At 61.0% G+C, this 25,283-nt stretch carries 22 protein-coding genes and 2 pseudogenes; 22 read left to right on the top strand and 2 right to left on the bottom strand.

What is annotated here, in order from left to right; all coding sequences use genetic code 11:
• Positions 1 to 52 precede the first annotated feature (52 nt).
• From E1956_RS15160 to E1956_RS15130, 7 genes are all read left to right on the top strand, one after another.
• Positions 53 to 631 carry a YqgE/AlgH family protein gene (locus E1956_RS15160; protein WP_028218323.1) on the top strand — a complete coding sequence of 193 codons (579 nt, stop codon included), beginning with the start codon at positions 53 to 55 and terminating at the stop codon, positions 629 to 631.
• The gene (gene ruvX / locus E1956_RS15155; RefSeq protein WP_134750121.1) at positions 628 to 1,074 is read left to right on the top strand and encodes a Holliday junction resolvase RuvX; all 447 of its coding nucleotides are present in this window, start codon (positions 628 to 630) and stop codon (positions 1,072 to 1,074) included. Before E1956_RS15160 ends, ruvX begins: the two co-directional genes overlap by 4 nt.
• The gene (pyrR, locus tag E1956_RS15150; protein ID WP_134750119.1) at positions 1,071 to 1,592 is read left to right on the top strand and encodes a bifunctional pyr operon transcriptional regulator/uracil phosphoribosyltransferase PyrR; all 522 of its coding nucleotides are present in this window, start codon (positions 1,071 to 1,073) and stop codon (positions 1,590 to 1,592) included. Before ruvX ends, pyrR begins: the two co-directional genes overlap by 4 nt.
• Positions 1,593 to 1,732: 140 nt before the next feature.
• Positions 1,733 to 2,752: an aspartate carbamoyltransferase catalytic subunit gene (locus tag E1956_RS15145; RefSeq protein WP_134750117.1), complete on the top strand. Its 1,020-nt coding sequence runs from the start codon at positions 1,733 to 1,735 to the stop codon at positions 2,750 to 2,752.
• Positions 2,753 to 2,778: 26 nt separating this feature from the next.
• On the top strand, positions 2,779 to 4,068 hold the full coding sequence (locus E1956_RS15140) for a dihydroorotase (protein ID WP_134750116.1): 1,290 nt from the start codon (positions 2,779 to 2,781) through the stop codon (positions 4,066 to 4,068).
• A 45-nt stretch (positions 4,069 to 4,113) separates the two neighbouring features.
• Positions 4,114 to 4,887 (top strand): lysophospholipid acyltransferase family protein, encoded by a 774-nt coding sequence (locus E1956_RS15135; protein WP_134750114.1) that lies wholly within the window; start codon positions 4,114 to 4,116, stop codon positions 4,885 to 4,887.
• 101 nt (positions 4,888 to 4,988) lie between these two features.
• Positions 4,989 to 5,804, top strand: a complete 816-nt coding sequence (locus tag E1956_RS15130) for a 2OG-Fe(II) oxygenase (RefSeq protein ID WP_134750112.1) — start codon at positions 4,989 to 4,991, stop codon at positions 5,802 to 5,804.
• Between the two features lie 28 nt (positions 5,805 to 5,832).
• Here E1956_RS15130 and E1956_RS15125 read toward each other — a convergent pair whose 3' ends face one another.
• A complete protein-coding gene (locus E1956_RS15125; RefSeq protein ID WP_134750110.1) occupies positions 5,833 to 6,684 on the bottom strand; it encodes a symmetrical bis(5'-nucleosyl)-tetraphosphatase in 852 nt (283 codons plus the stop codon).
• Positions 6,685 to 7,077: 393 nt separating this feature from the next.
• On the opposite strand from E1956_RS15125, the gene rfbB reads away from it, so the two are divergent.
• The 15 genes and pseudogenes from rfbB to E1956_RS46845 form a co-directional block, all read left to right on the top strand.
• Positions 7,078 to 8,139, top strand: a complete 1,062-nt coding sequence (gene rfbB / locus E1956_RS15120) for a dTDP-glucose 4,6-dehydratase (RefSeq protein WP_134750108.1) — start codon at positions 7,078 to 7,080, stop codon at positions 8,137 to 8,139.
• A gap of 11 nt (positions 8,140 to 8,150) precedes the next feature.
• Positions 8,151 to 9,044, top strand: coding sequence for a glucose-1-phosphate thymidylyltransferase RfbA (rfbA, locus tag E1956_RS15115; RefSeq protein WP_134750106.1), 894 nt, complete (start codon positions 8,151 to 8,153; stop codon positions 9,042 to 9,044).
• Positions 9,029 to 9,580, top strand: coding sequence for a dTDP-4-dehydrorhamnose 3,5-epimerase (rfbC, locus tag E1956_RS15110; RefSeq protein ID WP_134750104.1), 552 nt, complete (start codon positions 9,029 to 9,031; stop codon positions 9,578 to 9,580). The genes rfbA and rfbC overlap by 16 nt, the downstream gene beginning before the upstream one ends.
• Positions 9,573 to 10,481 (top strand): dTDP-4-dehydrorhamnose reductase, encoded by a 909-nt coding sequence (gene rfbD, locus E1956_RS15105; RefSeq protein WP_134750102.1) that lies wholly within the window; start codon positions 9,573 to 9,575, stop codon positions 10,479 to 10,481. The genes rfbC and rfbD overlap by 8 nt, the downstream gene beginning before the upstream one ends.
• Positions 10,481 to 11,389 carry a glycosyltransferase family 2 protein gene (locus E1956_RS15100; RefSeq protein WP_134750100.1) on the top strand — a complete coding sequence of 303 codons (909 nt, stop codon included), beginning with the start codon at positions 10,481 to 10,483 and terminating at the stop codon, positions 11,387 to 11,389. The genes rfbD and E1956_RS15100 overlap by 1 nt, the downstream gene beginning before the upstream one ends.
• A gap of 57 nt (positions 11,390 to 11,446) precedes the next feature.
• A complete protein-coding gene (locus E1956_RS15095; RefSeq protein WP_134750098.1) occupies positions 11,447 to 12,229 on the top strand; it encodes an ABC transporter permease in 783 nt (260 codons plus the stop codon).
• A gap of 9 nt (positions 12,230 to 12,238) precedes the next feature.
• Positions 12,239 to 12,985 (top strand): ABC transporter ATP-binding protein, encoded by a 747-nt coding sequence (locus tag E1956_RS15090; RefSeq protein WP_134750096.1) that lies wholly within the window; start codon positions 12,239 to 12,241, stop codon positions 12,983 to 12,985.
• Positions 12,986 to 12,989: 4 nt separating this feature from the next.
• Positions 12,990 to 14,879: a glycosyltransferase family 2 protein gene (locus E1956_RS15085; protein ID WP_134750094.1), complete on the top strand. Its 1,890-nt coding sequence runs from the start codon at positions 12,990 to 12,992 to the stop codon at positions 14,877 to 14,879.
• A 75-nt stretch (positions 14,880 to 14,954) separates the two neighbouring features.
• Entirely contained in the window at positions 14,955 to 18,278 is a 3,324-nt protein-coding gene (locus E1956_RS15080; RefSeq protein ID WP_134750092.1) for a methyltransferase domain-containing protein, read from the top strand.
• A gap of 15 nt (positions 18,279 to 18,293) precedes the next feature.
• Positions 18,294 to 19,547, top strand: a complete 1,254-nt coding sequence (locus E1956_RS15075) for a glycosyltransferase family 4 protein (protein WP_134750090.1) — start codon at positions 18,294 to 18,296, stop codon at positions 19,545 to 19,547.
• A gap of 106 nt (positions 19,548 to 19,653) precedes the next feature.
• On the top strand, positions 19,654 to 20,145 hold the full coding sequence (locus E1956_RS15070) for an acyltransferase (RefSeq protein ID WP_418789261.1): 492 nt from the start codon (positions 19,654 to 19,656) through the stop codon (positions 20,143 to 20,145).
• A gap of 42 nt (positions 20,146 to 20,187) precedes the next feature.
• On the top strand, positions 20,188 to 21,141 hold the full coding sequence (locus tag E1956_RS15065) for a glycosyltransferase family 2 protein (RefSeq protein ID WP_134750086.1): 954 nt from the start codon (positions 20,188 to 20,190) through the stop codon (positions 21,139 to 21,141).
• Between the two features lie 51 nt (positions 21,142 to 21,192).
• Complete coding sequence (locus E1956_RS15060) at positions 21,193 to 22,689, top strand: mannose-1-phosphate guanylyltransferase/mannose-6-phosphate isomerase (RefSeq protein ID WP_134750084.1); 1,497 nt, start codon at positions 21,193 to 21,195, stop codon at positions 22,687 to 22,689.
• 770 nt (positions 22,690 to 23,459) lie between these two features.
• A pseudogene (locus E1956_RS15055) lies at positions 23,460 to 23,930 on the top strand (IS66 family transposase zinc-finger binding domain-containing protein); the annotation flags it as partial.
• Between the two features lie 77 nt (positions 23,931 to 24,007).
• Positions 24,008 to 24,136 (top strand): annotated as a pseudogene (locus E1956_RS46845) (transposase domain-containing protein); the annotation flags it as partial.
• 127 nt (positions 24,137 to 24,263) lie between these two features.
• On the opposite strand, the gene E1956_RS15050 reads toward E1956_RS46845, so the two are convergent.
• Positions 24,264 to 25,283: a glycosyltransferase gene (locus E1956_RS15050; protein ID WP_134750082.1), complete on the bottom strand. Its 1,020-nt coding sequence runs from the start codon at positions 25,281 to 25,283 to the stop codon at positions 24,264 to 24,266.

The raw sequence follows: 25,283 nt of genomic DNA, 5'->3' as shown, positions 1-25,283 counted from the left end.
AACGCGTTGAAGGCCACCGCCATTCCGTATCGTCTTTGCTAGAATTCAAACCATGTCCAAGAGTAACGATCGCATCAATCTGACCAACCAGTTCCTGATCGCCATGCCCAATATGGCGGATCCCACGTTTTCAGGAACGGTGGTCTACCTTTGCGATCATTCCGAGCGCGGCGCGCTCGGCCTCGTCATCAATCGTCCTACCGATATCGATCTCGAAGCGCTGTTTTCGCGCATCGACCTCAAGCTCGAAATCGAACCGCTGCTGCACGTGCCCGTCTATTTCGGCGGCCCGGTGCAGACCGAGCGCGGCTTCGTCCTGCACGCACCCAAGTCCGGCACGAACTACACCTCGTCGATGTCGGTGCCCGGCGGCCTCGAAATGACCACGTCGAAGGATGTGCTCGAAGCCGTCGCGAGCGGCACCGGCCCCGAGCAGTTCCTGCTCACGCTCGGCCATGCGGGCTGGGGTGCGGGCCAGCTCGAAGACGAAATCTCGAAGAACGGCTGGCTTACCGTCGAAGCCGATCCGAAGATCGTGTTCGACGTGCCCGCCGAAGAGCGCTTCGAAGCGGCGCTCGCACTGCTCGGCATTTCGTCGTCGATGCTGTCGGGCGAAGCGGGTCACGCATGAGCGTGGCCGCGGGGCGAGGCGCCGCCGAGGCGACCTTGCTGGCGTTCGACTATGGCGAAAAGCGTATCGGCGTGGCGCTCGGCAACGCGCTCACGCGCAGTGCCCGCGCGCTCACCGTGATCCAGAACCGCAGCCAGGGCTATCGTTTCGAAGCCGTGGGCGAGTTGCTGCGCGAGTGGCAGCCTGACCTGCTCGTGGTCGGCCTGCCGAGCCATCCCGATGGCACGCCCCACGTCATGACGCAGCTGGCCAAGCGCTTCGGCAATCAGCTCAATGGCCGCTTCAATCTGCCCGTGGTGTGGGTGGACGAGCGCTATTCCTCGGTCGACGCCGAATCGCGCCTTCGCGAGCGCGGCGAGCGCGCGGAGCATGTGGATGCCGAAGCGGCCTGCGTGATCCTCCAGCAGTACTTCGACGAAAACCCGCCCCAATTCCCGTCATGAACACACCCGACGCCGAGGCGCTATACCGCGCCGTTCTCGAGCAGATCCGCGCGGCTTACCCGGCCGGCGCGTTCAGCGCGCCCGACGGCGTGGCGATCGCCGGTATCCACAGTGGCGGCGCCTGGCTTGCCGAGCGCCTCGCGCGCGATCTCGGCGCGGCAAACTGGGGCGTGGTGAACGTTGCCCTGCATCGTGACGACTACGCGAAGAAGGGCCTGCACAGCCAGGCGAGCCCGACCGCGCTGCCGTTCGAGGTGGAGAACCGCCGCGTTCTGCTGGTCGACGACGTGCTGCACACCGGGCGCACCTTGCGCGCGGCGCTCAACGAGCTCTACGACTACGGCCGGCCCGCTTGTGTCGAACTGGCGGTGCTCGTCGAGCGCGGCGGCCGCGAGCTGCCTGTGTCGGCAAGCTTCGTGGGCGGCGAGGTGCAACTGGCCCCAGACTCGACGCTCGTGCTCGAGCGTGCCGACGATGGCCACTTCGCATTGCGCATCGAGCCTCGCGACGCGCACTGAGCGCGTCCGGCGCACGAACGAAGCGCCATCGAGGCGCATACGGCGCCCGAAGCGGCGACCGAACCCGACTCCAACCCAACCCGGCCAGACCCGGCTAGATCGAACGAGATCGAGCCAGACACCCGCGCAGGATTAATGCGATGAACACACAGCCCACGCCGGCACCGACCGTACCGGACGACAAGCGCTTTCAGTACGGCTTCCTGAAGGGCAATCCTCAGCTCACGAAGAACGGCGAGCTCAAGCATTTGCTCAGCATCGAAGGCCTGCCGCGCGCGATTCTCACGCACATCCTCGACACCGCCACGCAGTTCGTGAGCGTGACCGACCGCGACGTGAAGAAGGTGCCGCTCCTGCGCGGCAAGTCGGTGTTCAACCTGTTCTTCGAGAACTCCACGCGCACGCGCACGACCTTCGAGATCGCGGCCAAGCGCCTCTCGGCGGACGTGCTGAATCTGAACATCAACGCGTCTTCGACGAGCAAGGGCGAGTCGCTGCTGGACACCATAGGCAATCTTTCGGCGATGCACGCCGACATGTTCGTCGTGCGCCACGCTTCGAGCGGCGCACCGTACCTGATCGCCGAGCATTGCGCGCCGCACGTGCACGTGATCAACGCCGGCGACGGCCGCCACGCGCACCCGACGCAAGGCCTGCTCGACATGTACACGATCCGCCACTACAAGCGCGACTTCACGAACCTGCGCGTGGCGATCGTCGGCGACATCCTGCACTCGCGCGTCGCGCGCTCGGACATCCACGCGCTCACCACGCTCGGCGTGCCCGAAGTGCGCGCGATCGGCCCGCGCACGCTGTTGCCGGGCGGACTCGAGCAGATGGGCGTGCGCGTGTTCCACAACCTCGACGAGGGGCTGAAGGACGTCGACGTCGTCATCATGCTGCGCCTGCAGAACGAGCGCATGAGCGGCGCGCTGCTGCCGTCGGCGCAGGAGTACTTCAAGAGCTGGGGCTTGACGCCCGAGCGCCTCGCACTCGCCGCGCCCGATGCGATCGTGATGCACCCGGGGCCGATGAACCGCGGCGTGGAGATCGACTCGCAGGTCGCGGACGGCCCGCAGTCGGTGATCCTCGACCAGGTGAGCTTCGGCATTGCGGTGCGCATGGCGGTGATGGGCATCGTCGCCGGTAACCACGATTGAACGGGCGTGAACAAAAAGGGCAGCGCATGAAGATTCACATTCAAGGCGGCACGCTGATCGATCCGGCGAGCGGCACAGAAGCACGGCAAGACGTGTACATCGCAGACGGCAAGATCGTCGCGCTCGGCGACGCGCCGGCCGGCTTTCAGGCGGACAGAACGCTCGACGCGAATGGCCTCGTCGTCGCGCCGGGACTCGTCGACCTGAGCGCGCGGCTGCGCGAGCCGGGCTACGAGCACAAGGCCACGCTCGACTCGGAAATGAACGCCGCGCTCGCGGGCGGCGTCACGAGCCTCGTCTGCCCGCCCGACACCGATCCGGTGCTCGACGAGGCCGGCTTGATCGAGATGCTCAAGTTCCGCGCGGGCAAGCTCGAGCGCGCGCATGTGCATCCGCTCGGCGCGCTCACGGTCGGTTTGAAGGGCGAAGTGATCACGGAGATGGTGTCGCTGACGGAGGCCGGCTGCATCGGCTTTACGCAGGCGGACCGGCCGATCGCCGACACCCAGGTCCTGCTGCGTGCGCTTCAGTATGCGAGCACCTATGGCTACGCCGCGTGGCTGCGCCCGCAGGACGCGTATCTCGCGAAAGGCGGCGTGGCGGCAAGCGGCGCGCTGGCGTCGCGGCTGGGGCTCTCGGGCGTGCCGGTGAGCGCGGAGACCATCGCGCTGCACACGCTCTTCGAGTTGATGCGCGTGACCGGCGCGCGCGTGCACGTGCAGCATCTTTCGTCGGCGGCGGGCGTCGCGCTCATGCGCGCGGCGAAGGCAGAGGGACTGCCGGTGACGTGCGACGTCACGGCCAATCACGTGCACCTGATCGACATGGACATCGGCTATTTCGACGCCCAGTTCCGGCTCGATCCGCCGCTGCGCCAGCAACGCGACCGCGAGGCGATTCGCGCGGGTCTCGCTGACGGCACCATCGACGCGATCTGCTCGCAGCACACGCCCGTGGACGACGACGAAAAGCTCCTGCCGTTCGCCGAAGCGACGCCGGGTGCGAGCGGGCTCGAGCTGCTGCTCTCGCTGACGGTTAAGTGGGCGCAGGAAGCCGGCGTGCCGCTCGCGAAGGCGCTTTCGCGTGTCACCTCGGTGCCGGCCTCGGTGATGCAGCACGCAGTGGGGCGTATCGAAGTGGGAGCGCAGGCCGACCTCTGCGTGTTCGATGCGAACGCGCACTGGCGCGTCGAGCCGCGCGCGCTCAAGAGCCAGGGGCACAACACGCCGTTCCTTGGTTACGAGTTGCCCGCCGTGGTGCGCGCGACGCTGGTGGCGGGACGCATCGGCTTCGAGCGCCACGCGGAACCTCGTTGAGGCTCTACGAGCGCACTCGCGACCGACTTCGACATCCGAACTGCCATGAGCCTCTTTTTACGCAAAGCCCGACTGCTCGGGCACCTGCTGCGCGGCGCCTGGACCGTTGGCGTGCGCTTCCCGCGTGCCACGCCCGAGGCGCGCCATGCCATGAACCGCGCCTGGTCGCTCAGGATGCTCGAGCTGTGCGGCATGAAGCTCGTCGTCCATAACGACGCGGCGCGTCTGGACGCAGGCGCGCTCGTCGTCTGCAATCACATCTCGTGGATCGACATCTACGTGATCAACGCGTGGCGCCCGACGCCGTTCGTCTCGAAGGCCGAGATCCGTCATTGGCCGCTGATCGGCTGGTTCGCGCAGAATCTGGACACGGTGTTCGTCGAACGCGAGAAGCGCAGCGACGCGCGCCGCATCATGCATGAACTGGCGGCGCGCCTCGAGCGCGGCGAACTGATGTGCGTGTTCCCCGAGGGCACGACCACCGACGGCTTCGCGATCAAGCCGTTCCACTCGAACATGTTCCAGGCGCCGGTGTCGGCGGGCAAGCCGGTGCAGCCCATCTGCATCCTGTATGAGGACGCGAAGGGGCGGCAGTCGGCGGCGCCCGCGTATATCGACGACGTCTCGCTCAAGGAGTCGCTCGACGCGCTGCTCAAGGCCGGGCCGATCACGGCGCATGTGTACGTGGGCGAGGCGATCGAGGCCGGCGACGATCGCCGCAAGCTCGCGGCGCGCGCGCAGGAGGCGGTGGGCGCGGCGCTCGATGCGATGCGTGGGGCGCCGCGGGTGGATGGCGGTGGGGTCGCGCAGCGGGCTTGAGGGTTGCGGCCGTCGAGGTCATCGCGACGCCGCGTGGCAGTAGGGCTGCGCAGCGCCCACATCATCATCGAATGTAGAACATCGGACGCAGGACAGCCATCATGGATCGTACGGAACTGGGCGCGCATATCGCCGCGCGTCTCGAGGCGGAAAGCACACGGCTACGTGAGCAATGGACGCAGACGGCGCCTATCAACCATTTCCATATCGACGACGTGCTGCCGGATGACGTCGCCCGGCAGATTCGCGCGGCCTTTCCCGATACGTCGCAAATGATGCTGCGCAAGAGCCTGCGCGAGCTCAAGTATGTGTCGGCGCAGATGGACGCGCACGCCCCGCTGCTCGAAGAAATCATCTTCGCGTTCCAGATGCCGCGCGTGGTCGAGCTCGTGAAAGCGATCACAGGCCTGCGCTCGCTGTATCCCGACGAGCATCTCTACGCCGGCGGCATTTCGATGATGGGGCCGGGGCACTTTCTCAACCCGCATCTCGACAATTCGCACGACAAGGACCGCGAGCACTATCGCGTGCTGAATCTGCTTTATTACGTGTCGCCGGACTGGTCGCTCGAGAAGGGCGGCAACCTGGAAGTGTGGCCGAACGGTACGAAGGCGGAGCCGGTGACTGTCGTGAGCCGCTTCAATCGCCTGGCCGTGATGGTGACCAACCAGCACTCATGGCACTCGGTGTCGAAGAATGCGAGTGCCGAGCAGCGCTGCTGCGTGTCGAACTATTACTTCTCGGATCATCCGGTGGGCGATGACGAATACTTTCACCCCACCTCGTTCCGCGGCCGGCCCGAGGAACACGTGCGCGACGTGTTGCTGCAGGCCGATGCGGCGGCACGATCGGCAATTCGACGGTTCTTCCCGAAGGGCGTGAAGACCACGACGCACGTGTACAACAAGAAGCGTTGAACTGACGCTGACGCGCCGCGGCGCTCGCTCAGCCCGAGACCGCGCGGCAGGTCGAGCAGGGCACCTGAGTGAGCACGCGCTCGCGCGGATCGGGTTGCAGGCTGACCGCCGAAAGGCGCGCACCCCACACGCAGCCCGAGTCGAGGCCAATCAGGTTTTCGCGCAACGTCAGGCCTAACGCCGCCCAATGGCCGAAGACCACCGTAATGTCATCGGTCTTGCGCCCCGGTACGTCGAACCACGGCATGAAGTCCGGCGGCGCGGAATCGAGCCCGCCGCTCGTGGAGAAGTCCATCGTGCCGTCGGCGTTGCAAAAGCGCATGCGCGTGAGGGCGCTGCAGGTGATCCGCAGCCGCTCGATCCCCTTCAGATTCTTCGACCAGCGGTTTGGCTCGTTGCCGTAGAGGCCAGCGAGCGTTTCCTTCCAGTTGTCCCGCCGCAGCGCCTTTTCCAGATCGTTGGCGAGTTCCAGCGTAAGATCCACGTCCCATTGCGGCAGCACGCCGGCATGAACCATCAGCATGCCATGGTCGTAGTGCGCGATCGGACGATGGCGCACCCAGTGCAAGAGATCCTTGGCGTCGGGGGCACTGAGAATGTCATCGATGGTGTCGCCTTTCTTCGACTTGCGAATGCCCGCGGACACGGACAGCAGATGCAGGTCGTGATTGCCGAGCACGGCCACCGCGCGATCGCCGAGTCCAATCACCTCGCGCAGCGTCTCGAGCGAATCGGGGCCACGATTGATGAGGTCGCCCGCGAACCACAGCGGCGTATCGGAGGAGGGGCCGGCTTTGGCCATTAGCTCGCGAAACGGGGTCAGACAGCCTTGAAGATCGCCGAAAGCGAGGGGCGGCGGGAACGACGCGTGCTGGGTCATCGAAACGAAAGCAGGTACGAATCAGTTGTGGATGAGTGTGACAGGGTGCCAGGGCAAGAGGGTGACGGTATCACAGGAAGACGATTGCGGTATGAGAGGCACTGAATTGTCTTGTTTGTTCGTGCGCAAATTGCTACGGCCGTGCAGTCGCATATTTGGGTGCTGGAGCGAAAAGGACAGAAATTGTCAAGCTGTTTCAAGATGTTAGGGGTATGGCTTTCGCTCAGGCTGCCCGTATAATTGCCGTTACAAAATCAGAGTCAAAGTATGCTGCGCGGATAAAAACAGGCGTTATCTCGCCTGAAGTCCACTCTTGCAGCATTCTTTCGAGCGTCTGGCTACGGGGGTGCATGCCAGACCTGCCTCCAATCTCGCGCCAAAAAAGGGAGTTCCATGATCCTGGTAACGGGCGGTGCCGGCTTTATCGGCGCCAACTTTGTGCTTGACTGGTTCCGTCAATCCGACGAAGCCGTTCTGAACGTAGACAAGCTGACCTACGCAGGCAATCTTGGAACGTTGCAATCGCTGCAAGGCAATCCGAAGCACGTGTTCGCCCGTGTGGACATCTGCGACCGTGCAGCACTTGATGCGCTGTTCGTCGAGCACAAGCCGCGCGCGGTCTTGCATTTCGCGGCGGAAAGCCACGTCGATCGCTCGATTCACGGCCCGGCAGACTTTGTTCAGACCAATGTGGTCGGCACCTTTACTTTGCTCGAAGCCACGCGCCAGTACTGGAACGCGCTGCCCGAAGCCGACAAGGCTGCATTCCGCTTCCTGCACGTTTCCACGGACGAAGTGTTCGGCTCGCTTTCGGCGACCGACCCGCAATTCTCCGAAACCACGCCGTACGCGCCGAACAGCCCGTATTCGGCCACCAAGGCCGGCTCGGATCACCTCGTGCGCGCGTATCACCATACGTACGGGCTGCCGACGCTCACCACGAACTGCTCGAACAACTACGGTCCGTACCAGTTCCCCGAGAAGCTCATTCCGCTGATGATTGCCAATGCGCTTGCCGGCAAGCCGCTGCCCGTGTACGGCGACGGCCAGAACGTGCGCGACTGGCTCTACGTGGGCGACCACTGCGGCGCGATCCGCGAAGTGCTCGCGCGCGGCCAGTCCGGCGAGACCTATAACGTTGGCGGCTGGAACGAGAAGAAGAATCTCGAGGTCGTGCACACGCTGTGCGACCTTCTCGACGAACTGCGACCGAAGGCCGCAGGCTCGTATCGCGACCAGATCACGTACGTGACTGATCGTCCCGGCCATGATCGCCGCTATGCGATCGACGCACGCAAGCTCGAGCGCGAACTGGGCTGGAAGCCGGCCGAGACGTTCGAAACCGGTCTTGCCAAGACGGTGCGCTGGTACCTGGACAACCAGGCATGGGCCGACGAAGTTGCCTCGGGCGACTATCGCAAGTGGGTCGAAACGAACTACGCGCAACGCGCGTAAGGGCTCCCGACATGGCGCGCAAAGGCATCATTCTCGCCGGCGGTTCCGGCACGCGGCTCTATCCGATCACCCATGCGGTCTCGAAGCAGCTGCTGCCGGTGTACGACAAGCCAATGATCTATTACCCGCTCTCGACACTGATGATCGCGGGTATCCGCGACGTGCTCGTGATTTCGACGCCGCAGGACACGCCGCGCTTTGAGGCGATGCTCGGTGACGGTAGCCAGTGGGGCATGAACATCCAGTACGCGGTGCAGCCGTCGCCGGACGGGCTCGCGCAGGCGTTCATCATCGGCAAGGAGTTTGTGGGCAACGATCCGTCGGCGCTCATTCTCGGCGACAACATCTTCTACGGTCACGATCTGGCGAAACAGCTCGAGCGTGCGACCGCGCAGGAGTCGGGCGCGACGGTGTTTGCGTATCACGTGCACGATCCGGAGCGTTATGGCGTGGTCGAGTTCGACAAGGGCTTCCGTGCGCTGTCGATCGAGGAGAAGCCTGCGCAGCCGCGCTCGAACTATGCCGTCACGGGCTTGTATTTCTACGACAATCGCGTGTGCGATATCGCAGCAGATATCAAGCCGTCGCCGCGCGGCGAGCTCGAGATCACCGATGTGAATTCGCGCTATCTGAGCGAGGGTGCGCTGGACGTCGAGATCATGGGGCGTGGTTACGCGTGGCTCGATACCGGTACGCATGATTCGCTGATCGAGGCGGCAACGTTCATCGCGACGCTGCAAAAGCGCCAGGGGCTCGTGGTTGCGTGCCCGGAGGAAATTGCCTATCGCCGGCACTGGATCGATGCGGAGCAGGTGCAAAAGCTCGCCAAGCCGCTCTCGAAAAACGAGTACGGCAAATATTTGTTGAACATTCTCACGGATCAAGTTGCATGGCCATCACGGTAACTGCTACGGCGCTCCCCGAAGTCAAGATCATCGAACCGAAGGTGTTCGGCGACGCGCGCGGCTTCTTCTATGAGAGCTTCAACGGACGCGAATTCGAGGAGCTGGTCGAGGCCGGCGTCGAGTTCGTGCAGGACAATCACTCGCGCTCGGCAAAGGGCGTCCTGCGCGGGCTGCACTATCAAGTCCAGCATGCGCAGGGCAAGCTCGTGCGCGTGGTGGAAGGTGAGGTGTTCGATGTTGCCGTCGATATCCGCCGCAGCTCGCCGAATTTCGGCAAGTGGGTCGGTGTGCATCTCTCGGCAGAAAATCATCGGCAGCTGTGGGTGCCACCGGGTTTCGCACACGGCTTCGTCGTGATTTCGGAATCGGCGCAGTTCCTGTACAAGACGACCGATTACTGGTTCCCCGAGCACGAGCGCAGCATCGTGTGGAACGATCCCGCAATCGGTATCGAATGGCCGATCGACTTCGAGCCGTTGCTGGCGGCCAAGGATGCAGCGGGCAAACGGCTGGCGGATGCAGAAGTCTATGCGTGAGGACTCGATGGACAAGCAGCCGGCGATTCTCGTCACGGGCGTGAACGGTCAGGTCGGGTTTGAGTTGCTGCGCAGTTTGCAGGGACTCGGGCGTGTGATCGGTCTGGATCGCGCGGCGCTCGATCTCTCGGATCTCGATCGCGTGCGCGAAGTTGTGCGCGCAACGAAGCCGTCGATCATCGTGAATCCTGCGGCGTATACCGCCGTGGACAAGGCCGAGTCGGATGAGGCCATGGCGCGGCGGCTCAATGCCGAAACGCCAGGCGTGCTCGCCGAAGAGGCTGCAAAGTGCGGTGCAACGCTGATCCACTATTCAACCGACTACGTGTTCGACGGCACGAAAGACGCGCCGTATGCGGAAGACGACGCCACGAACCCGCAGAATGTTTATGGCCGTACCAAGCTCGAAGGCGAGCAGGGGATTGCGGCGAGCGGCTGTGCGTACCTCGTGCTGCGCACGAGTTGGGTCTATGGTCGCCGCGGCAAGAACTTCCTGCTGACGATGCTCAAGCTTGGCGCGGAGCGTCCCGAGTTGCGCGTAGTCGCTGACCAAGTCGGTGCACCGACGTGGTCGCGCACGATCGCGACGGCGACTGCGCACATCGCCGCGCAGGGCCTGGCGGCCCGGCGCGACGGCAATGCGCAGTGGTGGCATGAACGCTCGGGCGTCTTCAACCTGACCGCCGCCGGCGCGACGTCGTGGCACGGCTTCACGCAAGCCATCCTCGGCATCGCGATGGGCGACAAGGCGCCAAACGTGCTGCCGATTCCGGCCTCGGACTATCCAGTGCCGGCGAAGCGGCCGGCAAATTCGCGGCTCGCGGGCGACAAGCTCGCGCAAGCCTTCGGACTGCGATTGCCGATGTGGGACGAGGCGCTGCGTCTTTGCCTCGAAGATTGATGAATTCAAGCGTGGTTGGCGATGCCACGACCGGTACGGTCGTCGTGTTCTACCGTCCCGACGCGGGCTGCATCGCGCGGGCGAACCGGCTAGCGAGTTTCGGCCCTTGCGTGGTGGTCGATAACACCGAAAAGGTGTGCGATGCGGCTGCACTCGGGCTCGACCCACGCATTCACTTTCTGGCGAACGGTGCCAATCTCGGTATTGCCACGGCGATTAACCAGGGCGTCGAGGCGTTGATCGCACACGGTTGCACGAGCGCGATCCTGTTCGATCAGGACAGCGAGCCTTCGGACGAGTTGTTGCGCGCGCTGCCGCGTGCCATGGAGGGTGAGCTTGCGCGTGGCGTGAAGGTGGCGCTCGTCGGCCCGGCCTACGAGGACGCCCGGCTGGGCGGGATCGCACCGTTTGTGCGATTCGGAATGTGGCGACTCCAGCGGATTGCTCCCGTCGGGACGCGTCCGCTCGAGGTCGATTTCCTGATCACATCGGGATCGTGCATCAATCTCGCCGCATGGCCGGTGATTGGTCCGATGGACGATGCGCTCTTCATTGATTTCGTCGATCTCGAATGGTGTGTGCGGGCGCGCAAGCTGGGCTTTTCGGTGCTGGGTGCGCCGGCGCTAAAGCTCGCGCATTCGCTTGGCGGCGACCCTGTACGGGTGTTTGGCCGCGCGTATCCGGGACATGGCGCGCTGCGCCACTATTATCAGTTTCGAAACGCCATTGCACTGATGAAACGCAGCTACATGCCCTGGAGTTGGAAGTCAACCGAGCTCGTGAAGTTACCGGGGCGGCTCGTGATTTATGGCTTGTTCATGTCGCCACGCAGCGAACATCTGAGGATGGCGCTGCTTGGCATCTGGCATGGTCTGACAGGCCGATTGGGGGCGTTGTCGCGCGGCTAGTAGCCCGTGCGCGACAATGTCGCTTCTAACTTTTTTCTGAGATATCAGACCGACAGCATGTTATCCCTCGCATTGCTCGATCTAAAAAATAGTATTGCGTCCTGGCGCCTCTGGACGCTGCTCGGATGGCTCGAAGTGCGGCAGCGCTATGCGCGCTCGCGCGTCGGTCCATTCTGGCTGACGATCAGTATGGGCGTGATGATCGCGTCGATCGGCGTCGTTTACGGCACGTTGTTCGGCCAAAAGATGAGCGAATATCTGCCGTTCCTCGCGATCAGCCTCGTGATGTGGTCGGCGTTCTCGCAGACCGTGGTCGACGGCAGCGTTGCTTATATCAATAGCGGCCAGTACATCCGTCAAGCCTCCACGCCCAAGCTTATCTACGTCTTGCAGGTCGCATGGCGCAATCTTGTGATCCTACTGCACAACTTCGTCATCGTGATCGTGCTGTTTTGCATCTATGGAGTTAAAAGCTGGGCCACGCTGCCGCTTTTCATACCGGCACTGCTGCTCTACTTCGCGAATGCGCTCTGGGTCGTGATGGTCGTCGGGCTACTTTCTGCGCGTTTCCGCGATTTGCCGCAGATCATCCAGTCGCTGATGCAGGTCGCGTTTTACGTCACGCCCATTCTTTACCGGCCGGATTCGCTGAACCGTTTTTCGTTCATCGTTGACTACAATCCGCTCGCGTATCTGCTCGGCGTGGTGCGCGAACCGTTGATCGGCCAGGTGCCGAGCGCCTTGACGTGGGGCGTGACGATTGGCATGGCTGTCATCGGCTGGATTTTTGCGCTGCTGCTGACAGGCCGTTTTCTGAAGCGGATTTCGTATTGGGTTTGAGGAGAAATCATGGCGTTTATCGAACTCAAGGGCGCGACGCTCGATCTGCCGATCTATGACGTGCAGGGCCGTTCGCTGAAAAAGCAAGTTTTGCGCATGGGGCGGCGTAACACGATCGCCGAAGACAACGACGGCGTAATCGTCGTACGCGCGCTCGATGAAGTGGATCTGCGCTTCGATTCCGGTGACCGTATTGGTCTGATTGGCCACAACGGCGCTGGCAAGTCCACGTTGCTTCGCACTATGGCCGGCATCTATGCGCCCACGTACGGTGAAGTGCTGAGCGAAGGCAAGATTGTTCCGTTGCTTGACATCAGCCTCGGCATGGACGAGAACTCGACCGGCATGCAGAACATCCGCCTGCGTGGCTTGTTGCTCGGCATGTCGGACGGGGAAATTCGCGCGAAGCAACAATCGATCGCCGATTTTTGCGAGCTTGGTGACTATCTCGATTTGCCCCTGCGCACCTATTCGAGCGGCATGCGCGTTCGTCTCGCGTTTGCAGTTTCCACGGCTGTCGACGCGGAAATCCTGCTACTCGATGAGGTCATGGGTGTGGGCGACGCATCGTTCATGAACAAGGCCAAGGCGCGTCTTCAAGATCTGCATCACCGTTCGGATATCGTCGTACTGGCCATGCACTCCAACAACGAGATTCGCCGCGTCTGCAACAAGGTGCTGTGGATGGAGCGCGGGCGCGTCCGCGCATTCGGCCCAACCGAGGAAGTCGTGGCCGCGTACGAAGCGCAGGTGTGACGGCATGCGCACAGCCTCTCTCGCCCGCTGGCCACAAAAGTCGCTGCGCGCGCTGCATCACGCGATAACCGTGCGTGGTGGCGTGTTGCCTGCGTTGCGCGCCGGGTGGGCAACCTTTCGACGCGAGGGCGCCGCAGGGCTCGTCAGGCGGGCGGTGCGAGACGACGCTGGCGCTTATCGGACCTGGGTCGAGCAATTCGATACACTCGACGAAGCAAAGCGCGAGGCGCTTGGAATCGCGCTTGACGCATTGCGACTGCAGCCGGTGATCTCCGTGATTGTGCCGGTGTTCAACACGCCCGAGCCGTTGCTGCGCGCGATGATTGAATCGGTGCGCGCGCAAATCTATCCGCACTGGGAACTGTGCATTGTCGATGATGCTTCGACGCAACCTCACGTGGTGGCGATCCTGCGCGAGTACGCGCAGGCGGACGCTCGAGTCAGATTTACGCAGCGGGACGTCAACGGGCACATCTGTGCCGCAAGCAACGACGCACTCGGCATGGCGACAGGCGCCTTCGTCGCGCTTCTGGACCATGACGATGTGCTGCGAGAGCACGCGTTAGGCATGGCCGCAATTTATCTCAATCGCTTTCCATCGGCGCGTATGCTTTACAGCGACGAGGACAAGCTTGCACCGAACGGCGCGCGCGTCGAGCCTTACTTCAAGCCAGACTGGAATCCGACGCTCATGTTAGGGCAGAACATGTTCTCGCATCTCGGCGTGTTCGAAACGGATCTTGTTCGGGAGGTCGGTGGTTTTCGGGCGGGCTTCGAAGGCAGCCAGGATCACGATCTCGCGTTGCGCTGTGCCGAGCGCGCCGGCGACGATGCCGTGATTCACGTGCCTCATGTTCTATATCACTGGCGCATTACCGCTCAAAGTACTTCGTCGAGTGTTGCCGCCAAGCCATACGCGCGCGACGCATCTCTGCGCGCGGTACGGGAGCATCTAGCACGAGGCGGATTCGACGCAGAGGTGCGGCCGCTATCGGAGGACTCCACCATGTTGCGCGTGACTTTCGCGGTTCCCGAGCCTGCGCCTCTGGTGTCGATCATTATTCCGACCCGCGACGGGGCCGACCTGCTCCAGCGCTGCATCGAAAGCGTGAAAGCGCGCACGCGCTACCCGAACTACGAAATCATCATCGTAGACAACGGATCGAACGAGCCGCGCGCCGTCGAACTGCTTGCCGGCTACTCTCGGACGCCTGGCATCCAAGTGCTGCGCATCGATGCTCAGTTCAACTACTCGGCACTGAACAATGAGGCGGTTGCGGTGGTGCGAGGCTCGGTGCTGTGTCTGCTCAACAACGACATCGAAGTGATCTCGCCAGATTGGCTCGACACACTCGTGGGCTATGCGTCCTTACCCACGTCAGGCGCCGTGGGCGCGGCGCTTTGGTACCCCGACGATCGCTTGCAACATGGTGGCGTATTGCTGGGCATTGGTGATCTGGCAGGCCATTATCATCACAAACTGCGGCGCGGTGCACGTGGCTATTTCGGTCGCGCAGTGCTCGCTCAGCAGGTGTCCGCGGTATCCGCAGCGTGTCTGATTGTGCGCAAGGCGTTATTCGAAGAAGTGGGTGGACTGGATGCTGAGCATCTGTCGGTTGCCTTCAACGACGTCGACTTCTGCCTGAAGCTAGAGGCGGCTGGATACCGAAACCTCTACGTTCCGTATGCGGAGCTCTACCACCACGAGTCCGCGACGCGCGGCAGCGACACGAGTCTGTCGAATGCAGCGCGTTTCGCCAAAGAGGCAGCGTGGATGCGAAATCGTTGGGGGCAGCAGGTAAAGGAAGACCGTTTCTATAATCCGAATCTTGCGCTTGGCGGCGCAGCAGTGTTCTCACTGGCGTTTCCGCCGCGTGTAGCGCCGTGCGACTAGCGTCCGAACGGACATATCGGGCAAGCACCCATTCAATAAGTATTGGCGGCGTAACGACCGCGCGAGGCAATTTCTATGACGAATCCGGTCAAGCGAGTGCGCTTCGAACGTCATCACGTAGACACGCAGTTTTCAGGTGAGCGTTACCTTCCGGACGTGCCGGGTCCGATCCAGTACGAGCACTATCACCGGTATCTCTTCGCCGTCCAGTATTGCGAAGGCAAGGACGTGCTCGACATTGCATCGGGCGAGGGCTATGGCGCGACGCTGCTCGCACGCACGGCGCGCAGCGTCGTCGGGGTAGACATCGACGAGAAGACTGTCGCGGCCGCGCGCGACGTGTACGTCCTCGAGAACGTGTGCTTCGAACAGGGAGACGCTACGCGCATTCCGTTGGCGGATGCATCCGTCGATGTAGTGACGTCGTTCGAAACGCTGGAGCACTTCACCGGACATGAGGATTTCATGCGTGAGATCCGGCGTGTGCTGCGTCCGGGCGGTCTCTTGATCGTGTCTACACCCAATCGTCCGGTGTATTCACCGCCTGGTTCGACACCTAATGAATATCATGTTCGCGAACTCGATCGCGCGGAGTTCGTCCAGTTCCTGCGGAGCGGATTCAGCAACGTCATTGTCTGCGCTCAAAAGGCGAGCGCCGGATCGATGATCGCTTGCGAGGGCTGTGATGAATCGCGTGCGCTGTCTTGGTGGACAGAGCGGGAAGACGGCGTATACGAATCGACCGGCACAATGCAGGAGCCTGTTTATTTCGTGGCGCTCGCTAGCAACGGCGTACTCCCGGGAGTCAAAGACAGTCTGCTGGATGCGAGTCTCTCCTTCGACAGGCACAATCGGTCGCGCGATGACCTTGCACAACGGCAAGCTGATGAGGTTTCGCGTCTAACAGCCGAAACGATGCGCCGGGGCGACGAGATCGGTTGCCTTACCGCCGAGACCGTGCGATTGAACGAAGCTGTTCTGAAGCGTGATACCGAGATCGGGGAGCTGACGCGCGAAACAGTGCGGTTGAACGAGGTGGTTATTCAGCGCAATCAGGAACTCGAGCGCGCGGCTGCGGAACGGCAGCGTCGCGACGAGGAATTTGCTCATCAGCAAAAGGCGCTTGTTGCACTGTCGGCCGCGATTCGGGCTCAGAGAGCAGTTTCTTCGTCGATCGACACCGATGTTGTGGCAGGGCAGTCCGACGAAGAGCACGAGTCGGCTACGGTCCAGGCGCTGCGCACGCAGAATCGCGCGCTGCACGCGGAGCTCGTCGCGCTGCGTCGCTCGTTCTCGTGGCGGGTGACGGAACCGGTGCGCAGCGTCACCAAGCACGTGCGGCGGCTGGCAAAGGCACGGGCGGCGGCGGTGCTGTTCGGCCGCGCGCCGAAGCCGGCTGAGGACCAGCAACGGTCGGCGCGCGAGTCTGCGGCGCTTGCCGCGAACTGGCGCGAGGTATCGTTCGTGCCTTTCCAGATGCCGGCGCAGCCGCGCGTGACGGTCGTGGTCATTGCATCCGACGATACTGGCACGCTCGACACGAGTCTTCGCATCCTCAGCGCGACACTTGGCAATGTCGCAACGGAGGTAATTGTCGTGGCGGACGCGGAATCGGCCTCCGCGGCGCAACGAGGCGTGCCGGTCCGTCATGCGCCGGATACGACGCGTTACCTCACCGATGTTCGGGATAGCGTTGGTGCCGTAGCGGGCGAGTATTTGGTCCTAGTGTCGGACCGGCTAGCCGCGCATCCTGGCTGGCTCGAAGCCATGCTGGAAACGTTTGATCGTTTCCCGAAGGCAGGCGCGGTAACGGGGCTTCTTCTGGATGGCAAGGGAGCGGTCATCGCCGCGGGTTCGGCCATCTCGTCGGATGGCCGACTGATCGCAATCTCGAGCGGCAGCGCAGCCGATGATTCGCATGTCGCCTCGGTTGCGAGAGTATCGGCGGCATCGCCCGGGATCCTGATGGTTCGCGCGAATCTTTGGCAACGTGTCGCCCCGAACCTCGTCGCGGGCGCGCCCTTCGAGGCCGGCATCGCATCGCTTTCACTGCTGTTGGCACATGAAGGCGCGTACACCTACTGCCAACCTTTTGCGCGCTTCTCCTTGGTCGATCACGCCGCGCGGATCTTCGCGCCGAGCCGCGACGCTTGGGACGATGCATATCAGCGTTGGCAGTTGCGTGAACGCTTCGAAACAGTGTTCTCCAACTATGCAGGTACCACGGAAGTCTTGCCGTTGGCGATGCGGCCCAAGATCGTGATCGTCGATGCCTTCGTGCCCAAGCCCGACCAGGATTCTGGCTCCGCCGACCTGTTTTGGTATATGCGCATCTTCCAGTCGTTTGGCTATGAAGTATGTTTCATCGCCGCCTTCGAGGAAGCCGAGCCGCGTGACTATGCCGACTTGCTGCGCCGTTGGGGGGTTCGCGTGCTAATCGCAAAGGGTCTCCGGTCGCTCCAGGAACTAGTGACGGGTGAAGCGGTGACGGCGGAGCTTGTAATGTTGCAGCGGATCAGCGTTGCGAGCCACCTGGTGGATACGGTGCGCCGCACGGCGCGGCGTGCGAAGCTCGTGTTCAGCACCGTGGACCTGCACTTTCTACGCGAGGAGCGAGCAGCGATACTCGAGCGTTCGGCCTCCGCGCTCAGTCAGGCGCTTGAGGTCCGCCGCGCCGAGTTGCATGCGATAGGTGTCGCCGATGCGACGACTGTCGTGAGTCGTGTCGAACTCGACATCGTGAAACGCTTGATGCCCGCAACCAATGTCCACCGCATTCCGATTCCGCGCGTTGGGGCTCGCGCCGCGACCACCTTCGATGAGCGGCGAGGTGTCGTGTTCGTCGGTGGTTTCGCGCATCGCCCGAACATCGATGCCGTGAAATGGCTCGTAAGCGAAATTTGGCCACTTGTACGTCAGCGCCTGCCGGACCTCGAGTTGCAAGTGGTTGGCAGCAACGTGACGCCCGACATCGCGGCTCTTGACGCACCGCAAAGCGGTGTGCGCATCGTTGGATTCGTGGAGGATCTTTCCAGCATCTTGGATCGCATTCGTCTGTCTGTCGCACCCTTGCGTTTCGGGGCAGGGGTGAAGGGCAAGGTCGTTTCTAGTCTGCTGCACGGCGTGCCCTGCGTGCTCAGCAAGGTCGCGAGCGAAGGCATGGGGCTTGTTGCGGGCGAACACATACTCGAGGGCGATTCGGCGCAGCATATTGCCGATGAAATTGTTCGTCTGCACGAGGATCGTGAGTTGTGGCAGCGTATCGCCGATGCGGGCTATCACGCCGCGCTCGCGGAATTCTCGGTCCTGACCGTGGCGGAGTGCTTCAAGTCTCTGCTCGAGTCGATCGGACTCGGTAAGACGATCGATGAAGAAGGAATGCGCTATCTTCCCCATTAACGTGACCTTTGAGCTATGACTGTAATCGACCTAGTGAAGCGACTGTTCGCGGCAAAGCCGTCCGTGAGTTTCGAGCGACCCGAACTGGACCCCGGCAAACTCAGGCTGCTAATCGAACTCACCTCGTTCGACAAGGGCGGTCTGGAGAAGGTCGTTCTCGATTCTGCCATTGCCTTCAATCGCGATCGCTTCGACGTGACCATCGTTACGGCTGGTGCAGTCGGACATCTCGGCGCCGTGGCGCGCGAGGCGGGCCTGCGCGTGATTGGATTGCCGCAGCGCAATACGTTGGGCGCATATGCGCAATTGCTGGACCAGCTCAAGCCTGATCTGGCGATGTCGCATTTCTCCTATCTCGGCTATCCGCTATTCGCGAAGTACCGCATCGAGAATATCACCTTCATCCATAACGTCTACGCATTCTTCTCGCCAGAGCAGGCGCATGCGTTCGCCGAGAACGATCGGTACGTTGGCCGCTACATTTCAGTGTCGAAGAATGCGACGCGATACGCTATCGCGAAGCTCGGTGTCCGGCCTGAGAAGGTGATTACCGTGCCGAACGGCCTCATCATCAGCGAGCACGAAGCGCGTGAGAAGAATCCGGGTAGCTTGTGCCGTGCGGATCTCGGCATCGGAGAGACGGACTATGTTTTCGCTAATGTCGCATCGTATAACCTGCACAAGGGTCACTACCTGATGGTCGACGCCATGAAGCGCATTCTCGCGAAGCGTTCGGACATCAGGATTCTGTGCGTCGGAAATCCGGTCTATCCCCCGCACGTAGACGCATTGAAGCAGCTCATCATGAGGGAAGGCCTCGAGAAGCACATGCTCATGCCCGGCTATGTGGCTGAGGTCGCCGATGTGCACCGCATTGCCGATGCCTTCCTGCTGCCGTCCTTTATCGAGGGATGGAGCATCGCGATGAATGAAGCGATGTTCTATAGAAAGCCGATGATTCTCACGGACACCGGTGCATCCGCGGAGGTTATCGAGAACGGCGATATCGGCATTCTGGTTCCCAACGAGTACGGAGATACCACCAAACTGGACTCGGCTACGCTCGATCAGCTTGCCTATGCGCCTCGTGCCTACAATATTACTTCACGTCTCGTCGAAGCAATGGAGACGATGGCGGACCACCGCGAGGAATGGGCCGTGCGCGGCACGCTCGGTCGCGCGAAGATCTATTCGTCCTATGATTTCAAGGGCATCGTGCGGCGTTACGAAGAGGTCATTGAGGAGGTGGTGCGTGAGCAACGTCGCTAAGCCGTCACTGGTAACCAGAGCCGTGGAACGTCTGCGTCGCGTTTGGCGCTATCTGCGCTGGCGCTTCAAGCCGGCCTTGTGCTTCTATCTCGGCAACCATCTCTTCATGAACTGGATGCCTTACGGCATCCGGCATTGGTTCCTGCGGCGCTTCTGCATGGTTCAGATTGGTCCCGATTCGAGCATTGCCATGGGCTGTTTCGTGACGGGCTATCATATCGAGATCGGCTCGAACACGGTGATCAACCGATACACGTACCTCGACGGACGTGTGCCTCTCAAGATCGGTAACAACGTTAACATCTCGCACTACACGCTGATCCAGACACTGACACACGATCCGCAAAATCCCGATTTCGTGTGCTTGTGTAAGCCCGTCATTATCGGCGACCACGCCTGGATAGGTGCACGCGCTATTATCTGCCCCGGCGTTACGGTCGGCGAAGGCGCGGTGGTGGGAGCGGGGGCAGTGGTGACGCGCGACGTGGCGCCTTATACGATCGTGGGCGGAAACCCTGCGCGGTATATCAAGGACCGGACACGCGATCTGCGATACCGATCGCGATATTTCCCGTTTTTCGACACGGATATCCAATAAAGTGTAGTTACATGAGCCGACCTTGCTCGATCTGAGACCTCCATGTTTAAGTTTCTGAAGAAGGCCGAAGGGCCGACAATATCGGTCGTGGTGCCGCTTTACAACCATAGTAGATATATTGCGTCTGCCCTGGAAAGCGTCCTCGAGCAGACTTCACCTGCGGACGAGATCATACTGATCGACGACGGGTCAACCGATAACGGCTTCGACATCGCGCAGCGCGTGCTCGCCAAGACGCCTCGCGCATGCACCTTCAGGCAGGAAAATGCCGGCGCGCACAACACGATTAACCGGGCGATCGGTATCAGTCGTTCGGAGTACGTCGCCGTCCTCAACTCGGACGATCTGTTCGCGCGGAGGAAGCTAGAACGGTGCCGCGAGCTGATCTCCCAGCGCGGTCCCGCGGATCTGATCGCCGGTGGTGTAGGGATCATGGACGACGATGGCCGCAAACAGCGTGGTGGCGTTGCCGTGGACTGGCTCGCGCGATCAAGGACGTTTCTTGACCAATTTGGTTTGCCGCAGTTGTCGCTCATTAACGAAAACTATGTTGCGACCACCTCTAACATGGTGTTTTCGCGGCGCCTCTGGGACGCGTCCGGCGGATTTCAGCCCCTTCGATATTGCCACGACCTCGACTTCCTGATGTTTGCGTTCGAGTTTGGTTCTGTGATTCTGGATCTCGACGAAGAGCACATCATGTACCGGGTGCATGAGCGCAATACGATCAAGGAAGACTTGTCGCGCGTACGCGTCGAAATCGCGGCGGTGATCGCTGAGGCGTTGCATCAGTCCGGACCGCGTCTCTTGTCTCCCGCGTTCAACGAACGCGATGTGCAAGCCTTCGCGGAAGTCATGAAAAACAAGCAGCTGAGCGATATGCTCTGCTTCTTCCAAACTGTTCGGCCGGCATTCGCAGCGCGGGGCGAATTTTATGGTTACGCCACAAGCGATACGCTCAGCACGGCATTCCGCCGAATCGTCTCTCCTGGCTGAGCGTGTTATCTTTGATGTGCGCACTCGCGCCCTTTTATTTGAGTATCGAGCATGAGTGATTCAATCTGCTCCGACCCCAGCGCACGTGAAGCTCTGGCTGATCGTCTGCCCGTGCAGGCCGTCATCCTCGCGGGCGGTTCGGGAACACGCCTCTGGCCCTTGTCGCGCGAGCAATATCCCAAGCAACTCATCGACCTTCTGAGCGATGACTCCCTGCTGCAATCGACGGCGCGGCGTCTCGCCGGTCTGGACTCAAGCCATCCGGTTGCTCCGCAGCCCTTGGTCGTTTGCGGCGAGGACCATCGGTTCCAGGTGGCCGAGCAACTCCGCCAGACGGGAGCACGCGCGCAGATCATCCTCGAGCCAGTCGGACGCAATACCGCACCTGCGCTGACGCTTGCCGCGTTGTCGCTAGTTGAGAATGGCGGTGATGCCATTATGGTCGTGATGCCCGCGGACCACGCAGTGACCGACGAGACCGCTTTCCGGGCCTGTGTCGCGGATGCCGTCCGCTACGCCGGCGACGGTCAGGTTGTCACGCTTGGCATCGTGCCTACGCGCGCTGAAACTGGCTACGGTTACCTGCGCGTCGGCGAACCGCTGGACGTGAGCAACGGAGTTCGGCTCGACAGTTTCGTCGAGAAGCCGTCCCACGAACTCGCACAAGAATATCTCGAGTCCGGGAAGTATCTGTGGAACAGCGGATTGTTTGTGCTGCGTGCGTCCGTCTGGTTGCGTGCGATTGAGCAGTTCGCCCCACTTATTCATGCCGCATGCGCCAATGCGTTTGTAGCAAAGACACGCGACGCGGATTTTCTGCGCGTGGATACGGCGACGTTCATTGCTTGCCCCTCGCAGTCTATTGACTACGCCGTGATGGAGCGCATCGCTGATCCGGTCTCGGGCTATACCTGCGCCGTCGTGCCGCTCGAGGCTGGCTGGTCCGACGTCGGTGCATGGGATGCTGTGTGGGATGTTTTGCCAAAGGATGCTGAAGGCAACGTGACGCGAGGGCGCGTCATGCTGGAGGGGGCCTCCAACACGCTGGCGCATTCGGAGGGGAGGTTGATCGCATGCGTGGGAACTGATGGCCTGATTGTGGTCGAAACTCCCGATGCGATTCTTGTGGCCAAGCAGTCGGCTGTACAGAACGTGAAGGCGATCGTGTCGCGCATCAAGAGCCAGCAGGGAACCGAGGCGAATATTCACCGCAAAGTCTATCGGCCCTGGGGTTACTATGATTCGATCGACGAGGGGAAGGGCTTTCGAGTCAAGCGCATTGTGGTGAATCCGGGGGCGCGATTGTCCCTCCAGATGCATCACCATCGCTCGGAGCACTGGATCGTCGTGTGCGGTACGGCGCGCGTCACCCGCGGGGACGAATGCTTCCTGTTATCCGAGAATGAATCGACTTATATTGCCCTCGGCCAGACTCATCGCCTCGAGAATCCAGGGAAGCTTCCGCTCGAGGTGATCGAAGTACAGTCCGGAAGTTATTTGGGTGAGGACGACATTGTCCGGTTCGAGGATCACTACGGACGATCTTGATTCTGAGCGTGGAAATGACCTCGGACCGGCGTAACGCGCCGCTGTCAAGTGAACATGGACACGGGATGGTATCCGACCGTTCTGTATAAGGCTTGCGTGCCGAAATAGGATACATTCCCAGATTGTCCGAGAGTCGAACTCAGCACTTCATACATCAGTATGCGACCGGCGTGAGCCACCACGCATGCAATTAGGACGTGAATTTCCGGAAGATTAGGCGGAGTTGAGGCTCATGCCGCGCCTGTGCGGAAAACCGGCTTCACTAGGCATCTCGTCGCCAGGTATCCGGGTTATCAAGGAACTGGAGCTGGAATTAGACGTAAACGGTAATCGAGCGGCTTGGGCTATTGACAGGAATCGTTGTTCGAGTTCGCTCGATGACATACACATGGAGGGTTTGCTCAAACCGTCCGGCCAGGAAATTCGGCGTGGAGATGTTCCGGAGACCTGAGCGGCTGGTGCAATTCGAGCACTGGTTCGGTCATATTCCGTTCGCTTTTGGGCTGATTAGAGCCGCACGTCTGCGAACGCTTTTGGAGCTCGGCGCTCATCGTTGCAATTCTTACTGTACTTTCTGTCAGGCGGCCTGCCGATTTGACTTAGATTGCCGCACCTACACCGACGATACACGTCGAGGTGATATCCAAACGGGTTTTCAGGAAGGTTTGCTTAAGGAGTTGCGAGCCCATCACGATAGTCGCTACGGATTGTTTTCGTCATTGTTGGAGATGACAATCGACGAATTCGGCGGTACCGAAGACACGTTCACGCTGCCTGATACCGGCCTGCCGGAGGTACCCGGGCCGGTACGGAACCAACGCGGACGCAAGCCGCTGCCGGCGCACCTGCCACGCCAGCGCATCGAATACGACCTGCCCGAGGAGCAGAAGATCTGTCCGTGCTGCGCCCACGCACTTCACCGCATGGGCGAAGAGGTCAGCGAACAGTTGCATATCGAGGCAAAGGCGTCGGTGCTGCAGCATGTGCGCTTCAAGTACGCGTGCCGCCACTGCGAACGCAATGCCGAACGCACGCCGGTCGTCACCGCATCGATGCCAGCGCAGCCGTTACCGGGCAGCAATGCGAGTGCAGCGATGATCGCCACCGTCCCGGCGGGCAAGTACGTCGCCGGCACGCCGCTGTACCGCATGGCCCACGCGCTGGCTCGCGCTGACATCGAAATCGGGCGCGGCACGCTGGCGAACTGGATCATCCGGCCCGCGGAACTGCACTACAGCCGTAAGCGGCCGGGCATCCCATCTTGATGTTCATTAAAGCTCTTGGGAGTATCGTGTCCACCTAACGGCGGGCCTGCAACGTCGAGCCATACACATATCTCGTGCACGTGCTGACCGAATTGCCGCAGCGCCCGCCGGATGCCGATGTCACCGACCTGCTGCCCTTCAACCTCGCCAAGCTCACCGCCGCCGCGCGTAACCCTGATTGATCCGGAAGCATTGGCGCAAACTTCATCGAGTGAAGTCATGTCGTGAGACAGGACCGTCTACGGCGCAGGCCTATCAAGTCGGTGTGCTGGATTGCGCGCTTACGGTGAGAGTGCTTTCCGCAATTTTTTAGAGCGAATAAAAGCGACCGCCGATCTCATCACGCGTCTGACTTTGGCTGATCATAGGCCATCCAATCAGGTCACGCCAATTCCTGCTGGACCTTCCAGAAGGGTTGGTTGAAAATTCTCGATCGTAGAGAATTACTCTAAGTAAATCTATTGCTTCTCCTGGAAGTGAAACGTCCGGGTTGAACTGCCAAAGCAAATACGACAACTTGCCCGCGCTTATAACTGAAATGTCAAGACATCTGGCAAGAGAAATTAGCGCATCGGGTAATCGATTTGCGAGGTTTCCTTTTGAAAACCGGCTTAGTACCAGTCGCGATGCATTTCGTTGCTGTTCGCCATGGATTGCCGACACCGAGGTCTCTGACACCGTGTAATTGTACAAGGCCTCCTCGACCATCGTCGGCTTGAAGAACCGCAACCATGTACCCCAAAGAGCATAATCTTCACAATGCGAAAAATTTCCGCTATGAGGGTAGCCGCCTAACAATCGGTAGATTTCCTTTTTTGCTACGACACTTCCGTGGGGGAAGGGGCAGCCGACATCCACAAAAAATTTCAGAATTTCATTCCATTCGCTTGGTCTAATATGATCTTCGATATGAGAGCCATCAGGTGTCACTAAAGACATTCCTGTTGCTGAGATCGTCAAATTTTCGTCCGCCTCAAATTGAGATAATTGTTTGTCTATCTTCGAAGGAAGCCAAACATCGTCTGCGTCAAGCCGGGCGATTAAGCTATGTTTTGCAGCCAGTATTCCTGTATTCAGAGCGTTCACCAAACCCCGATTATTCTGAATTCTAATCCAAGTTACATCGTGAGCAGCTTCGCCCAGCAAGTCTTTAAATTCAAAAATTGGAACTGGACTGCCGTCATCCACAAGCAAGATTTCGTGATCGACCGAGATCCGCTGGTCTTTGATCGACTCCAGGGATCGCTTTAGGAGATTTATATTGTCAACTGACGGTTGGCGATGAAAAACAGGTAGCACAACCGAAATTCCATAATTGCTTTCTTTCAT

Origin of the sequence: Paraburkholderia pallida (assembly GCF_004524855.1) — a bacterium.
Lineage (GTDB): Bacteria > Pseudomonadota > Gammaproteobacteria > Burkholderiales > Burkholderiaceae > Paraburkholderia > Paraburkholderia oxyphila.
The sequence above is the reverse complement of the archived record's forward strand: the minus strand, read 5'-3'. Positions and strand labels throughout refer to the sequence as shown.

Excerpts from the sequence above, each read along its gene's own strand:
- E1956_RS15160 (WP_028218323.1), top strand. The coding sequence starts at position 53 with ATGTCCAAGAGTAACGATCGCATCAATCTGACCAACCAGTTCCTGATC.
- ruvX (WP_134750121.1), top strand. The coding sequence starts at position 628 with ATGAGCGTGGCCGCGGGGCGAGGCGCCGCCGAGGCGACCTTGCTGGCG.
- pyrR (WP_134750119.1), top strand. The coding sequence starts at position 1,071 with ATGAACACACCCGACGCCGAGGCGCTATACCGCGCCGTTCTCGAGCAG.
- E1956_RS15145 (WP_134750117.1), top strand. The coding sequence starts at position 1,733 with ATGAACACACAGCCCACGCCGGCACCGACCGTACCGGACGACAAGCGC.
- E1956_RS15140 (WP_134750116.1), top strand. The coding sequence starts at position 2,779 with ATGAAGATTCACATTCAAGGCGGCACGCTGATCGATCCGGCGAGCGGC.
- E1956_RS15135 (WP_134750114.1), top strand. The coding sequence starts at position 4,114 with ATGAGCCTCTTTTTACGCAAAGCCCGACTGCTCGGGCACCTGCTGCGC.
- E1956_RS15130 (WP_134750112.1), top strand. The coding sequence starts at position 4,989 with ATGGATCGTACGGAACTGGGCGCGCATATCGCCGCGCGTCTCGAGGCG.
- E1956_RS15125 (WP_134750110.1), bottom strand. The coding sequence starts at position 6,684 with ATGACCCAGCACGCGTCGTTCCCGCCGCCCCTCGCTTTCGGCGATCTT.
- rfbB (WP_134750108.1), top strand. The coding sequence starts at position 7,078 with ATGATCCTGGTAACGGGCGGTGCCGGCTTTATCGGCGCCAACTTTGTG.
- rfbA (WP_134750106.1), top strand. The coding sequence starts at position 8,151 with ATGGCGCGCAAAGGCATCATTCTCGCCGGCGGTTCCGGCACGCGGCTC.
- rfbC (WP_134750104.1), top strand. The coding sequence starts at position 9,029 with ATGGCCATCACGGTAACTGCTACGGCGCTCCCCGAAGTCAAGATCATC.
- rfbD (WP_134750102.1), top strand. The coding sequence starts at position 9,573 with ATGCGTGAGGACTCGATGGACAAGCAGCCGGCGATTCTCGTCACGGGC.
- E1956_RS15100 (WP_134750100.1), top strand. The coding sequence starts at position 10,481 with ATGAATTCAAGCGTGGTTGGCGATGCCACGACCGGTACGGTCGTCGTG.
- E1956_RS15095 (WP_134750098.1), top strand. The coding sequence starts at position 11,447 with ATGTTATCCCTCGCATTGCTCGATCTAAAAAATAGTATTGCGTCCTGG.
- E1956_RS15090 (WP_134750096.1), top strand. The coding sequence starts at position 12,239 with ATGGCGTTTATCGAACTCAAGGGCGCGACGCTCGATCTGCCGATCTAT.
- E1956_RS15085 (WP_134750094.1), top strand. The coding sequence starts at position 12,990 with ATGCGCACAGCCTCTCTCGCCCGCTGGCCACAAAAGTCGCTGCGCGCG.
- E1956_RS15080 (WP_134750092.1), top strand. The coding sequence starts at position 14,955 with ATGACGAATCCGGTCAAGCGAGTGCGCTTCGAACGTCATCACGTAGAC.
- E1956_RS15075 (WP_134750090.1), top strand. The coding sequence starts at position 18,294 with ATGACTGTAATCGACCTAGTGAAGCGACTGTTCGCGGCAAAGCCGTCC.
- E1956_RS15070 (WP_418789261.1), top strand. The coding sequence starts at position 19,654 with ATGAACTGGATGCCTTACGGCATCCGGCATTGGTTCCTGCGGCGCTTC.
- E1956_RS15065 (WP_134750086.1), top strand. The coding sequence starts at position 20,188 with ATGTTTAAGTTTCTGAAGAAGGCCGAAGGGCCGACAATATCGGTCGTG.
- E1956_RS15060 (WP_134750084.1), top strand. The coding sequence starts at position 21,193 with ATGAGTGATTCAATCTGCTCCGACCCCAGCGCACGTGAAGCTCTGGCT.
- E1956_RS15050 (WP_134750082.1), bottom strand. The coding sequence starts at position 25,283 with ATGAAAGAAAGCAATTATGGAATTTCGGTTGTGCTACCTGTTTTTCAT.